The sequence below is a fragment of the Porphyrobacter sp. AAP82 genome, from assembly GCF_000331285.1.
Lineage (GTDB): Bacteria > Pseudomonadota > Alphaproteobacteria > Sphingomonadales > Sphingomonadaceae > Erythrobacter.
The window spans coordinates 200474-212580 of record NZ_ANFX01000013.1 but is presented as its reverse complement, the minus strand read 5'-3'; the positions used below and the strand labels follow the sequence as shown (position 1 = coordinate 212580).

The 12107-nt window shown below is 67.3% G+C and carries 14 protein-coding genes; 6 read left to right on the top strand and 8 right to left on the bottom strand.

What is annotated here, in order from left to right; genetic code table 11:
* The first annotated feature begins 236 nt into the window (after positions 1–236).
* Positions 237–428, top strand: a complete 192-nt coding sequence (locus tag D620_RS0104150; protein WP_017664532.1) for a hypothetical protein — start codon at positions 237–239, stop codon at positions 426–428.
* Between the two features lie 142 nt (positions 429–570).
* On the opposite strand, the gene rpsI is transcribed toward D620_RS0104150, so the two are convergent.
* From rpsI to D620_RS0104130, 4 genes are all read right to left on the bottom strand, one after another.
* A complete protein-coding gene (gene rpsI, locus D620_RS0104145; RefSeq protein ID WP_017664531.1) occupies positions 571–1086 on the bottom strand; it encodes a 30S ribosomal protein S9 in 516 nt (171 codons plus the stop codon).
* A complete protein-coding gene (gene rplM / locus D620_RS0104140; RefSeq protein WP_017664530.1) occupies positions 1086–1565 on the bottom strand; it encodes a 50S ribosomal protein L13 in 480 nt (159 codons plus the stop codon). The genes rpsI and rplM overlap by 1 nt, the downstream gene beginning before the upstream one ends.
* A 173-nt stretch (positions 1566–1738) precedes the next feature.
* On the bottom strand, positions 1739–2056 hold the full coding sequence (cutA, locus tag D620_RS0104135) for a divalent-cation tolerance protein CutA (RefSeq protein ID WP_017664529.1): 318 nt from the start codon (positions 2054–2056) through the stop codon (positions 1739–1741).
* Positions 2053–3126, bottom strand: coding sequence for a COX15/CtaA family protein (locus D620_RS0104130; protein WP_017664528.1), 1074 nt, complete (start codon positions 3124–3126; stop codon positions 2053–2055). Before D620_RS0104130 ends, cutA begins: the two co-directional genes overlap by 4 nt.
* A 125-nt stretch (positions 3127–3251) precedes the next feature.
* Between D620_RS0104130 and D620_RS0104125 the strand changes: the two genes are divergently transcribed.
* The 4 genes from D620_RS0104125 to D620_RS0104110 all read left to right on the top strand — a co-directional run bounded on the left by D620_RS0104125 (position 3252) and on the right by D620_RS0104110 (position 5716).
* Complete coding sequence (locus tag D620_RS0104125) at positions 3252–3641, top strand: MerC domain-containing protein (protein WP_017664527.1); 390 nt, start codon at positions 3252–3254, stop codon at positions 3639–3641.
* Between the two features lie 49 nt (positions 3642–3690).
* Positions 3691–4671 (top strand): sulfur carrier protein ThiS, encoded by a 981-nt coding sequence (thiS, locus tag D620_RS0104120; protein ID WP_017664526.1) that lies wholly within the window; start codon positions 3691–3693, stop codon positions 4669–4671.
* 221 nt (positions 4672–4892) lie between these two features.
* A complete protein-coding gene (locus tag D620_RS0104115) occupies positions 4893–5405 on the top strand; it encodes a hypothetical protein (RefSeq protein WP_017664525.1) in 513 nt (170 codons plus the stop codon).
* 80 nt (positions 5406–5485) lie between these two features.
* The gene (locus D620_RS0104110; protein WP_017664524.1) at positions 5486–5716 is read left to right on the top strand and encodes a ribbon-helix-helix domain-containing protein; all 231 of its coding nucleotides are present in this window, start codon (positions 5486–5488) and stop codon (positions 5714–5716) included.
* 133 nt (positions 5717–5849) lie between these two features.
* Here the strand turns inward: D620_RS0104110 and murA are convergent, their stop codons facing one another.
* On the bottom strand, positions 5850–7130 hold the full coding sequence (gene murA, locus D620_RS0104105) for a UDP-N-acetylglucosamine 1-carboxyvinyltransferase (protein ID WP_017664523.1): 1281 nt from the start codon (positions 7128–7130) through the stop codon (positions 5850–5852).
* 163 nt (positions 7131–7293) lie between these two features.
* On the opposite strand from murA, the gene D620_RS0104100 reads away from it, so the two are divergent.
* Positions 7294–8172 carry a UTP--glucose-1-phosphate uridylyltransferase gene (locus D620_RS0104100; protein ID WP_017664522.1) on the top strand — a complete coding sequence of 293 codons (879 nt, stop codon included), beginning with the start codon at positions 7294–7296 and terminating at the stop codon, positions 8170–8172.
* 4 nt (positions 8173–8176) lie between these two features.
* Here D620_RS0104100 and D620_RS0104095 read toward each other — a convergent pair whose 3' ends face one another.
* The 3 genes from D620_RS0104095 to D620_RS0104085 form a co-directional block, all read right to left on the bottom strand.
* Positions 8177–9481, bottom strand: a complete 1305-nt coding sequence (locus tag D620_RS0104095; protein ID WP_017664521.1) for a cytochrome P450 — start codon at positions 9479–9481, stop codon at positions 8177–8179.
* Complete coding sequence (locus tag D620_RS0104090) at positions 9478–11025, bottom strand: acyl-CoA synthetase (RefSeq protein ID WP_017664520.1); 1548 nt, start codon at positions 11023–11025, stop codon at positions 9478–9480. The genes D620_RS0104095 and D620_RS0104090 overlap by 4 nt, the downstream gene beginning before the upstream one ends.
* A gap of 262 nt (positions 11026–11287) precedes the next feature.
* The gene (locus tag D620_RS0104085) at positions 11288–12043 is read right to left on the bottom strand and encodes a M23 family metallopeptidase (protein ID WP_017664519.1); all 756 of its coding nucleotides are present in this window, start codon (positions 12041–12043) and stop codon (positions 11288–11290) included.
* Positions 12044–12107 lie beyond the last annotated feature (64 nt).

Sequence of the window (12107 nt, the reverse complement as noted above, 5' to 3'; positions counted from 1 at the left end):
CGGCTGATCCCCGCCCCGGCCGAGCCCGCCGCCTGAGGCGGGGCGCGCGCGCCTAGGTAAACATACGCGGTTCGGGCTTAACCTTTCCTCTATCGCCCCCTTTAAGACTTAATTGGTGAAAATGCCGCTGCGGGCACGCGAGGACGGCATATACCCGATCGCCCTTCACGCGTGGCCGCACCGTTCACTCCGCGACGTCCGCAAGGGTGCGCGCTCCACGGGGAAAGGTGAGGAACGTGATCAAATCGGTGATCTTCGGCGCAATCGTATCGGCGGTGATTGCGGTGGTGATCGGATCGCAGGGCACCAGCGCGGGGCCCTTGGCGATCCATATGGTTTCGCTGGGCGATGTGCGGATGTTCTGGTCGTGGCCGCTGTTTCTGTCGGGCACCGGGCTGTTCTTCGCGCTGTCGCCGTTGCAACGCTAGTTCCCGGGGCGGTGCGCATGAAAAAGGGCGGCTCCCTTGCGGGGGCCGCCCTTCCTGTATTCGGTAAGGCCGAGCCTTAGCGCTTCGAGAACTGCCCCCGGAAGCGCGACTGGCGCTTCGAGAACTGCCCCCGGAAGCGCGATTAGCGCTTCGAGAACTGGAAGCTGCGGCGGGCCTTGGCCTTGCCGTACTTCTTGCGCTCGACCACGCGGCTGTCGCGGGTGAGGAAGCCGGCCGCCTTGACGGTGGTGCGCAGCTCGGGCTCGTACTTGGTGAGCGCCTGGGCGATGCCGTGCTTGACGGCGCCCGCCTGGCCCGACAGCCCGCCGCCGCGCACGGTGGCGATGACATCGTACTGGCCGGTGCGGTCGGTGATGCCGAAGGGCTGGTTGATCACCAGACGCAGGGTCGGACGCGCGAAGTACACTTCCTGGTCGCGGCCGTTGACGATGATCTTGCCGGTGCCGGGCTTGACCCACACGCGGGCGACCGCGTCCTTGCGGCGGCCGGTGGCGTAGGCGCGGCCCTGCGCGTCGATCTCGCGCTCGCGCAGCGGGGCGGCGACGCGGGCGATTTCGGCAGCGTCACCCTGCGGCACGCTCGCGGCGATGTCCTTCAGATCGGCGAGATCCGAGACGGTCGTGGTTTCGTCAGCCATTATGCGGCCACCTTGTTCTTGCGGTTCATGGAAGCAACGTCGAGCACCTGCGGCTTCTGGCCGTCATGGGGATGCTCGGTGCCGGCATAGAGGTGCAGCGCCTTCATCTGCTGGCGGCCCAGCGGCCCGCGCGGAATCATGCGTTCCACCGCCTTTTCGAGCACGCGCTCGGGGAAACGGCCGCCCAGCACCTTGGCGGGGGTGGTTTCCTTGATGCCGCCCGGGTGGCCAGTGTGCTTGTAATAGACCTTGTCGCCCATCTTGTTGCCGGTGAACTTCACCTTCTCGACATTGATGACGATCACGTGATCGCCGCAATCGACGTGCGGGGTGTAGCTCGGCTTGGTCTTGCCGCGCAGGATGTTGGCGATGATCGAGGCAACACGGCCGACGACAAGACCGTCGGCGTCGATGATGTGCCAGTTCTTTTCGACCTCGGCCGGTTTGATCGACCGGGTCTGCTTGCTGAGCGCCTTCATGGCATGTTCCTTGGTTTCGAATTTTTCCCGTGCGGCGCATTCTCGCAGGAATGTTGCCGACAAGAATCGCTCGCCCTGACCTGAGCCGGGGGAGCGAAGTGGCGCGCAGATGTCGTTTGGGGCGCGCGAAGTCAAGCAAAAGCGCCGTTTCTGGATAGGGTATAATAATACCGCTAGTCCGGGACGCTCCCCGCCAGCCATGCGAAAGTGGCCGGATGGACCGCATCGGCGTGCCAGCCGATGATCGCGGGGGTATCATAGGGATGGAGCTCGCCGAGGCGCTCCACCACGTCATCGAGCCGTTCGGCGGTGGTCTTGAACAGCACGCCGACCTCGCTCCCGGTGGCGCGCGCGCCCTCCCACACGAAGCGGCTCTCGATGGGCCCGAGGATGTTGGCGCAGGCGATCAGCCGCTCATCGAGCAGCGTGTCGGCAGCGGCGCGGGCGGCGTCGGTGTCGGGGAAAGGGCACCAGACCAGCGCGGCGCTCATGCAGCGGGCCGCGCCGTGCCGTAGGCGTGCATCGCCCGCGCGGCGGCAACCACGGTCAGCGCGCCGACCAGCTGGTGCGCGGCGGCGACCCACAGCGACACGCCGCTCATCACCGTGGCGATGCCGAGCAGCACCATCGTGCCGAAGGCGGTGTGGACGAGGATGCTCTCCAGCCGCGCGGTGGTCCGCACGGCGCGGGCCAGCCACACCAGCGCGGCGACCGCGACCCACGCCCACCAGCGGTGCATGAAATGGAGCAGGTAGGGATCGTTGAGCAGGGTGAAACCCGCGCCGTTCGACCAATCGGCCTCGGGCACCAGCTGCCCGTTCATCAGCGGCCAGTCGCTCGCCGCGTGGCCGGCATTGAGGCCCGCCACGAAGGCGCCGAGCAGCAGCTGGACGAACAGCACCGCGCCCACCAGCGCCGCGCCAATCGCCAGCGGCGCGGGCCGCGCGGCGGGATCGCGGGCGAGGGCGCGCAGGTCACGCGCGGTCCACACCAGGCCCGCCAGCAGGAACAGCGCGTTCAGGAGGTGCGCGGCGAGGCGGAAATGGCTCACGTCGGTGAGAGTGCTCGCCCCCATCCCCGAGGACACCATATACCACCCCAGCGCCCCCTGCCCGCAGATCAGCGCGAACATCGCGGCGAGCCGCCAGCCGTAGCCCGCCGGGATCATGCGGCGCACCGCGAACACCGCAAGCGGCAACAGGAAGGCGAGCCCGATCAGGCGCCCGAGAAGGCGGTGGAACCATTCCCAGAAGAAGATGGACTTGAAGGCGGCAAGGTCCATGCCCGCCGGCCCCGCTTCCATGCGGAATTCGGCCGTGGCACGGTATTTGGCGAATTCGGCCTGCCACGCCGCTTCGCTCAAGGGCGGAAGGATGCCGCTCACCACGTTCCATTCGGTGATCGACAGCCCGCTCTCGGTCAGCCGCGTGATCCCGCCGACGGCGACGATCATCACCACCAGCAGCGCAACCGCCTCAAGCCAGCGGGCGATGGCGAGCGGGCGGGCGCGGGTCCCGGCGGCGGGGGGGAAGAGGTTTGACACGGATGCGGAGGTGGCCATGACGGTCCGCTCTTTGTCCCCGCGCCGCCGCCCATGCAAGCCCGTTCGCCGCAAAGCGCCGTGCGCCAGGCGCAAGTGCACCTTGCACTATGTAACAACATAACATACATGCGCCCCCAAAGCCCATGACCCCCGATGCCCTGCCCCCTGCGAATCGTACCATCGCGCGCCGCCGACTCGACCAGCTCGGGATCGGGCTCGCGGGCCTGTGCGCGCTGCATTGCCTGCTGACGCTGGTGGTGGTCTCGGCGCTGGGCCTTGGCGGGCATTTCCTGCTCGACGAGAACATCCACCGCGTCGGGCTGCTGCTGGCGCTGGCCGTCGCCGCGCTGGCGATCGGGCGCGGCATGCTGCGCAGCGGGCGGCGGCTGCCGTTCGCGGTGGCGCTCGGCGGGCTTGCACTGATGGGCGTCGCGCTGCTGGTGCCGCACGGGACCGACGAGTTCCTGCTCACCCTTGCGGGCGTCGCCATCGTCTCGGCTGCGCACTGGCTGAACATGCGCGCGGCCCACTGATCAAAACGCGCGGGTTGCCTCGCGGGCGCGAGGGACTATGTCACCCGCCATGACCAAGAGCATCACCCTGAACGGCGCCCCCCATCGCTCGGCGGCCGCTACCATCGCCGATCTGGTGCGCGAGCTGGAACTGGTGCCCGAAAAGGTCGCGGTGGAGCGCAACGGCGCAATCGTGCCGCGCTCGACATTGGGGCAAGCCGCGCTGGCCGAGGGCGACATGCTGGAAATCGTGCACTTCGTCGGCGGGGGGGATCATGCGGGCGCGGACACCTGGACCGTCGCGGGCCGCAGCTTCACCTCGCGGCTGATCGTCGGCACCGGCAAGTACAAGAGCTTCGAGCAGAACGCCGCCGCGGTGGAAGCGAGCGGGGCCCAGATCGTCACGGTCGCGGTGCGGCGGGTGAATGTCTCCGATCCCAAGGCGCCGATGCTGACCGACTTCATCGACCCCAAGACAATCACCTACCTCCCCAATACCGCCGGCTGCTTCACCGGTGACGAGGCGGTGCGCACCCTGAGGCTGGCGCGCGAGGCGGGGGGCTGGGATCTCGTGAAGCTCGAGGTGCTGGGCGAGGCGCGCACGCTCTACCCCGACATGCGCGAGACCCTGAAAGCCACTGAAGTGCTGGCCAAGGAGGGCTTTCTGCCGATGGTCTACTGCGCCGACGATCCGATTGCAGCCAAGCAGTTGGAAGACGCGGGCGCGGTGGCGATCATGCCGCTGGGCGCGCCGATCGGCTCGGGGCTCGGCATCCAGAACCGCGTCACGATCCGGCTCATCGTGGAAGGCGCGAAGGTGCCGGTGCTGGTCGATGCAGGGGTCGGCACGGCGTCCGACGCGGCGGTCGGCATGGAACTGGGCTGCGATGGCATCCTGATGAACACCGCCATCGCCGAGGCGAAAGACCCGATCCGCATGGCCCGCGCGATGAAGCTGGCGGTCGAGGCCGGGCGCGAAGCCTATCTGGCGGGTCGCATGGCGCGGCGGATGTATGCGGACCCGTCCTCGCCATTGGCGGGATTGATCTAACCCACCTCGCGTATGGCGCTGTAACGGCTGCGCCGCAGCCGCAAGGCCGAACGGCCGCCCGCAGCGGAAGCGAAGCTGAACCGCCGCAGGCGGGTCACCCGACCTTCAGGCCGTGTGAGCGAGGATTTCGCAGCCCGGAGGGGCTGCGGACAACAAGAACTCTACCTAACCTTAAATTAACCATGTCCTGCGACGTTCTCCCTGTCCGAAGGAGACGCGCCATGATGATGCCGATTGCCGAGATGCGGGAATTTGCAGGGTTCGCCCCTGCCGAGCAGCGCTACATCAAGCGCAGCCTCGATATCGGTCTCGCCCGGACCGACGCTTTCCGCCGCTGGGGCCGCTCGGAAAGCGAGAACACCGCGATCCGCCGCCAATATGTCGCCTATCAGGATTTGAAGAGCCTGCGCGGGCTGATCCCCGAGGACGGCACGCCCTATGAGGTCGAGCGCTTCCTCGGCAAGTTGGTGCGCCTTGCCGCCTTCGATCTCGAACAGGAGCGGCTGGCGAGCTTTTCCGCCTTCCGCTTCCTCTACGAACGCCTCTTGGGCGCGGCGGTGCGGCCCTATCTCCCGGCCGCCTTCTGCGCCGCGAGCGCGCTGCCGGTGATCCGCCCGGAGCGCCGCAAGCTGCTGCTCCAATCGCTGAGCGAAGCCGCCGCCACCGCGCCCGGCTGGTCCGAGCGCGAGCCGGTGTTCCTCCCCGAATATGTGGACGACTTCGAAGCGGCCTGACCGGAGCATCGCGCAGAAAAGCGGGAACCGGTTTTCTGCAAGTAGCGATGCGACCACAAATAGCTGCTAACAGGGCGCGGATGACGTCGCCCTATCACCCCCCGGTCAAGCGCTCGCTCGCCATCGCGGGTCACCAGACCTCGATCAGCCTCGAACCGCTGTTCTGGGACATGCTCAAAGCCGCCGCCGCGCGCGAAGGGCTGGCGGTCGCCGCGCTGGTCGCCCGCATCGATGCCGAGCGGATCAAATCGCCGACGCCCCCGGGCCTCGCCAGCGCGATCCGGGTGTGGCTGGTGGTCAATCAACCGTAAAGCGCAACGCAGCTTGGGCTTGGGCTTCGCCGAAAATCGTGCCAGCGCAGCACCCGGCGCGCGGCGACCTTCAAGGTCGTGAGCACCGGAAGGTCGTGCTGGGGCGATTTGCAGGCCAGCACAAGGCCAGGCGTCAGTCGTCCACGCGCTCGATGTCCGCCCCCACCAGCTGCAACTTCTCCTCGAGCCGCTCGTAACCGCGGTCGAGGTGGTAGAGGCGCCGCACCGTCGTCTCGCCCTCGGCGGCGAGGCCGGCGATGACGAGGCTCATCGAGGCGCGCAGATCGGTGGCCATGACCTCGGCGCCGGTCAGGTGCTGGGTGCCCTTGACCACGGCCGTGCGGCCCTCGGTGGTGATGTTCGCGCCCATGCGCGCGAGTTCGGGCACGTGCATGAAGCGGTTCTCGAAGATCGTCTCCTTGAGCACGCTCGCCCCGTCCGCCTTGCACAAGAGCGCCATCAACTGCGCCTGCATGTCGGTGGCAAGGCCGGGATAGGGCGCGGTGGTGAGGTCGGTCGCCTTCAATGGGCCGTTCGCCTTGACCGTCACGCTCTTGGCGTCCCACGTCACCTCGACCCCGATCGCCTGGAGCGCGTGGATCGTGGCCATCATGTCTTCGGCCTTGGCACCTTCCAAGCGCACCTCGCCCCCGGTGATCGCGGCGGCGCAGGCGTAGGAGCCGGCCTCGATGCGGTCGGGCATCACGCGGTAGGTTGCGCCGTGGAGGCGCCCCACGCCGTGGATGGTGAGGTTGGAGGTGCCGATCCCTTCGATCTCCGCGCCCATCGCCACCAGCATGTTGCACAGGTCGACGATCTCGGGCTCGCGCGCGGCGTTGAACAGGCGGCTGGTGCCGTTGGCCAGCACGGCGGCCATCAGCGCATTCTCGGTCGCGCCGACCGAGACGACGGGGAAGTCGAAATCGCCCCCCGGCATCCCGCCATCGGGCTGGACCGCCTTCACATAGCCCGCCGCGAGTTCGATATGCGCACCGAAGGCTTCGAGCGCCTTCAGATGCAGGTCGATCGGACGGTTGCCGATCGCGCAGCCGCCCGGCATCGAGACCGTCGCCTCGCCTGCGCGGGCCAGCATCGGGCCGAGCACGAGGATCGACGCGCGCATCTTGCGGACAAGGTCATAGGGCGCGACGGTGGAGGTGATGCGGGTTGCCTCCATGCTCATCACCCGCCCGAAATCCTCGGGCCGCGTGCCCTGGATCACGGTGGTGACGCCGAACTGGTTCATGAGGTGCTGGAACCCGTCGATGTCCGCGAGCCGCGGCAGGTTGCGCAGCGTCAGCGGCTCCTCGGTCAAGAGCGCGCAGGGAATGAGCGTCAGCGCCGCATTCTTCGCGCCGGAGATGGGGATGGTGCCCTGGAGGCGGTTCCCGCCCTTGATGATCAGCTTGTCCATGGGAATCCGCCTTAGCGAAAAGTGCCTTTGGTGCAACTCGCACGCGCGCGAGGGGCCGCATGGGTGACGATTCCGAACAATCATTGACCTGCGTTGTGGCTCAAGGCACGGAGCCACGCGACGGACGCATGCGTTCCACCTGTTGACCAGCCGAAGGTGTCTGATGTCCTCCAAGCCGATCCGTAAAGCCGTCTTCCCCGTCGCCGGTCTCGGCACGCGCTTCCTGCCCGCAACCAAGGTGGTGCCCAAGGAACTGCTGCCGGTGGTGGACCGCCCGCTGATCCAGTACGCGGTCGACGAGGCGCGCGAGGCGGGGATCGAGCAGATGATCTTCGTCACCGGGCGCGGCAAGACGGGGATCGTCGAGCATTTCGACATCGCCTTCGAGCTTGAAAAGACCATGTCCGAGCGCGGCAAGGACCTGTCGGTGCTCGATCCGACCCGTGCGACGCCGGGCGACGTGATCGCGGTGCGCCAGCAGGTGCCCCTGGGCCTCGGCCATGCGATCTGGTGCGCGCGCGCGATCGTGGGCGACGAGCCCTTCGCGATCTTCCTGCCCGACGAGCTGATGGTCGCGAAGGACGGCGGCACCGGCTGCATGAAGCAGATGGTCGAGGCTTACGAGCAGGTCGGCGGCAACCTCATCTCGGTGCTCGAAGTGCCGATGGAGCAGGTGTCGTCCTATGGCGTGATCGATCCGGGCGCGGTGAACGGCGCGCTGACCGAAGTGAAGGGCCTCGTCGAGAAGCCCCCTGTGGCCGAGGCCCCGTCCAACAAGATCGTCTCGGGCCGCTATATCCTCCAGCCCGAAGTGATGCGGGTGCTGGAAAACCAGGGCAAGGGCGCAGGGGGCGAGATCCAGCTGACCGACGCGATGGCGAAGATGATCGGCACGCAAGCCTTCCACGCCGTCACCTTCGACGGCGCGCGCTACGATTGCGGCAGCAAGGTCGGCTTTGTCGAGGCGACGCTGGCCATCGCCCTGTCGCGCCCCGACATGGGCGCCGATGTGCGGGCGATTGCGCTGGATCTGCTGAAATAGGGGTTCAGGCCGGCGTCACCCGCAAAGGCAGGGTCTTCAATCCGCCGACAAAGGTGCTGCTCGCGCGCTTGGCCTCGCCCGCCGGCTCCACCGCCGCCACCTTGTCGAGGATCGCTTCGAACAGGATCCGCATTTCGAGCCGCGCCAGATGCAGGCCGAGGCACTGGTGTGCGCCTGCGCCGAACGCCAGATGCCGGTTGGGCGAGCGGGCGGCGTCGAACCGGCGGGGCTCTGCGAACTGCGCGGGGTCGTGGTTGGCGGCGACGTAGTTGATCATCAGCCAGTCGCCCTTTTTCACCTGCTGGCCGCCCAGTTCGCAATCCTCGGCCGCGGTGCGCATGAAGTGCTGGACGGGGCTGGTCCAGCGGATCGCTTCCTCGACGATGCCGGGGAGCAGCGAGCGATCGGCGCGGACGCGGGCATATTGCGCAGGGTCTCGCGCCAGCGCCTGCATCGCGCCTGCGGTGCTCGCCGAAGTGGTGTCATGCCCGGCGGTGGCGACGATGATGTAATAGCCCGCCATGTCGCGCGGGGGCAGCGGCTCGCCATCGACCAGCGCATTGGCGATAACGCTCGCCACATCCCCGGTGGGGTTGCGGCGGCGCTCTTCGGCCAGCGCCGCGAAGTAATCCTCGAAGGTCTGCACCGCGCCCGCGACGATGTGCACCACCTGTTCGGGGGTCATCTTGTCCATGCCGCTGCCCGACAGATCCTTGTCCTGCCCGCCGAACAGCTGCTGGGTGAGCATCTGCATCCGGAACTCGTCTTCTGGCGGCACCCCGAGAATCTGCATCACCACGCGCAAGGGATAGGGGCCCGAAACCTCCTTCACGAAGTCCACTTCCCCGCCCTGTTCGAGCATCCGGTCGACCGTCCGCGCGGCCAGCGCGCGCAGCTCGTCTTCCAGCCGCGCGAGGTTCCTCGGCATGAACCATTCCTGGGTCAGCTTGCGGTATTTGGGATGGACCGGCGCGTCGAACACCACCAGCGAATCGACCAGCATGTTCGATCCGGTGGCCGCGCGGGAAAATTCGATCGCCTGGTTGAAGCTGAACACCACCGGCCGCGGGTTGTTGAGGAAGGCGGCATTGTCCTTCGAGATGCGCATCACATCGTCATAGCGGGTGACGAGCCAGAACGGGTCGAACAGGCCCGGCGTGTCGGGCTGCACCCGGGCGACCGGCGTGCTCGTGCGGATGGCGTCGAAGGTGTCGAGCAACCCGTCCCACTCGGCATAGGCGTGGGGGTCGATGACCTTGCGGGCGAGGTCACCCGATAGGACTGCCTCCCCGTGTCTGGCCACGCTCACTGCGCGGCTTCCTTCGCCCTGGCTGCGAATTCATCGCGCAATTCGCGCTTGTAGAGCTTGCCATTGGCCTCGCGCGGCAGATCGGGACGGAAATCGAACAGCTTGGGCATCTTGATCTTCGACAACGAGGGCGCGAGGAACGCCCGCAGCTCGGCTTCGAGCGCCGGGCCGGCATCGGCCATGTCCTTGGGCTGCACCACCGCCACCACCTTCTCGCCAAGGTCGGGGCAGGGCGCGCCGATCACGCCTGCGTCCATCACCTTGGGGTGGGTGACGAGCAGGTTCTCGATCTCCTGCGGGTAGATGTTGACGCCCCCGCTGATGATCATGTGGCTCTTGCGGTCGGTGAGATAGAGGAACCCGTCGCCATCCACATGCCCGATATCGCCCAGCGTCATCCAGCCCCTGGGGTGCATCGCCTCGCGGGTCTTGTCGGGGTCGTTGTGATAGGTGGGGAGCAGCGCGTTCTCGAAATAGATGAGCCCGTCCTCGCTCGGGCCCACTTCCTCGCCATCGGGCCCGCAGACGTGGAGCGTGCCGTAGATCGAGCGGCCGACGGAGCCGGGGTGCGCCAGCCAGTCGGCCGCGCCGATCATGGTCATCCCGATCCCTTCGGAGCCCGCGTAATATTCGTTCACGATTGGGCCCCACCATTCGATCATCTCGCGCTTGATCGGCACCGGGCAGGGCGCGGCGGCGTGGAGCGCGCGCTTGTGGCTCGACAGGTCATACTTCGCGCGGATCTCGGGATCGAGCTTCAAGAAGCGCACGAAGTGGGTCGGCACCCACTGGCTGTCGGTGATGCGGTATGTCTCGATCGCGGCGAGCGCGGCCTCGGGCTCGAACTTTTCCATCACCACCAGCGTGCCGCCGAGCCGCTGTGCGGCCGAACACCAGGCCAGAGGGGCCGCGTGATAGAGCGGAGCGGGGGAGAGGTAGATCATCGAACCATCGGTCGGCATGCCGGCGCCCATCGTTGCAAGGCCGATGAAGGGGATGATCGCCTGCGGATCGGGATCGGCGGGCGGGGCCGGGCGGATGCCCTTGGGCCGCCCGGTGGTGCCTGACGAATAGAGCATGGTGAGCCCGGCGCGCTGGTCGGGGATCGGGCTCGCCGGATGCTGGCCGAGCGCGGCGGCGAAATCCTCCGCGTCGCCGCTGCCGGTCACCAGCACATCGAGATCGGGGCAATCGCGGCGGATATCGGCCATCACGCGATCGAAATAGGGCGAGGTGATCAGCAGCTTCGCGTTGCTGTCCCTGAGAATATAGGTGATCTCGGGCGCGGTCAGGCGGCTCGAGATCGGCACCAGCAAGGTGCCTGCGCGCTGCGATCCCCAGATCAGCGTGAAATATTCGATGCGGTTTTCGAGCAGCACTGCAAAGGCATCGTCCGGCCGGAACCCGCGCGCGCGCAGCAGCCGGGCAAAGCGGTTCGCCGCCTCGTCCATTTCGCGGTAGGTCATCCGCTCGCCTGATCCGGCCATGATGACCGCGGGGTGATCGGGACGGTTTGCGGCGTGCGCGATGGGGTGCAGCGACATGTTCTCTCTCCCGTTGGCAGGGCCCGCGCGGGGACTGCCGACACTTCTCTCGGGAGAAAATCTAGCGGGCGCGGGAACGCTCGCAAGGGAAAAGAGTATCTGAAGTGCTACTCAAAAGGCGCGCCGGCCCTCGATCGGATGGCGGCGCAGTGGCCGAGAGACAAAAAAAGGCGGCGGGATAACCCGCCGCCCATGTTCGGACACCCTCTCCAATGTCCGGCCCGTTTCACGGGCAATTCCTTGAGGCCTCGTGCCCGGGCGGTTATTCGCCGCCCTGGCCGGTGAGGCGCGCATCGCGGGCATAGGCCAGCTGTGCTTCGCTCTCCACCGTATACGGAATCGGATTGACTGCAAGACCTTCCACGCGAACCTCGTAATGGAGGTGCGGACCGGTCGAACGGCCGGTCGATCCGACATAGCCGATGAGGTCGCCCTTCTTCACGCTGTCACCTGCGGCAACCGCGAGTCGCGACAGGTGGGCATAGCGGGTCTGCATCGAGGCGCCGTGCTCGACGCTGATGTACAGGCCGTAGCTCGAATACCAGTCGGCGCGGCTCACCACACCATCGGCGGTGGCGTAGACCGGGGTGCCGCTCGGCGCGGCAAGATCGATGCCCTGGTGCTGGCGGCGGCCGCCGAGCACCGGGTGGGTGCGCATCCCGAAGCTGCTGGTCAGCGCCGCGCCTTCGAGCGGCATGCGCGAGGGCACCGAGATGCCGCGGGTCGGGATGGGCGAGGAAAAGGCGGTGAAACCGGGCGCGGCGATCTCGGTGCTGCCGGCGGTCGGCGCGGTCTTCTCGATCGCGGTGATGCTGGCGAACAGCGACTTGAAGCGGGTATCGCCGTTGTCGGCAATCTCGCCCGCACCGCGCAGCGGCTGGACGACATCGGCGCTGGCGGTGGTGGAGCTGGAGGCTGCCGAATTGGTGTTGGCCATCGCCGGCGCAGCGGCAGATACCAGAATGGCGCAGGCGGTTGTCCCAACCAGCTTCAGCGCACCGCGGAAGGCAAAAATCATAAAAAGACCCGGTCCCGATTGAGGCCCGCCTTTTCGGGGTCGGACCCTAGGAGTGTTCCGGCAC

What these genes read in the sequence shown, in the direction of transcription:
- D620_RS0104110 (WP_017664524.1), top strand. Translation starts at nt 5,486, where the DNA reads ATGACGTCGCCCTATCACCCCCCGGTCAAGCGCTCGCTCGCCATCGCG.
- D620_RS0104090 (WP_017664520.1), bottom strand. Translation starts at nt 11,025, where the DNA reads ATGTCGCTGCACCCCATCGCGCACGCCGCAAACCGTCCCGATCACCCC.
- cutA (WP_017664529.1), bottom strand. Translation starts at nt 2,056, where the DNA reads ATGAGCGCCGCGCTGGTCTGGTGCCCTTTCCCCGACACCGACGCCGCC.
- rpsI (WP_017664531.1), bottom strand. Translation starts at nt 1,086, where the DNA reads ATGGCTGACGAAACCACGACCGTCTCGGATCTCGCCGATCTGAAGGAC.
- D620_RS0104100 (WP_017664522.1), top strand. Translation starts at nt 7,294, where the DNA reads ATGTCCTCCAAGCCGATCCGTAAAGCCGTCTTCCCCGTCGCCGGTCTC.
- D620_RS0104130 (WP_017664528.1), bottom strand. Translation starts at nt 3,126, where the DNA reads ATGGCCACCTCCGCATCCGTGTCAAACCTCTTCCCCCCCGCCGCCGGG.
- D620_RS0104115 (WP_017664525.1), top strand. Translation starts at nt 4,893, where the DNA reads ATGATGATGCCGATTGCCGAGATGCGGGAATTTGCAGGGTTCGCCCCT.
- rplM (WP_017664530.1), bottom strand. Translation starts at nt 1,565, where the DNA reads ATGAAGGCGCTCAGCAAGCAGACCCGGTCGATCAAACCGGCCGAGGTC.
- D620_RS0104085 (WP_017664519.1), bottom strand. Translation starts at nt 12,043, where the DNA reads ATGATTTTTGCCTTCCGCGGTGCGCTGAAGCTGGTTGGGACAACCGCC.
- thiS (WP_017664526.1), top strand. Translation starts at nt 3,691, where the DNA reads ATGACCAAGAGCATCACCCTGAACGGCGCCCCCCATCGCTCGGCGGCC.
- D620_RS0104125 (WP_017664527.1), top strand. Translation starts at nt 3,252, where the DNA reads ATGACCCCCGATGCCCTGCCCCCTGCGAATCGTACCATCGCGCGCCGC.
- murA (WP_017664523.1), bottom strand. Translation starts at nt 7,130, where the DNA reads ATGGACAAGCTGATCATCAAGGGCGGGAACCGCCTCCAGGGCACCATC.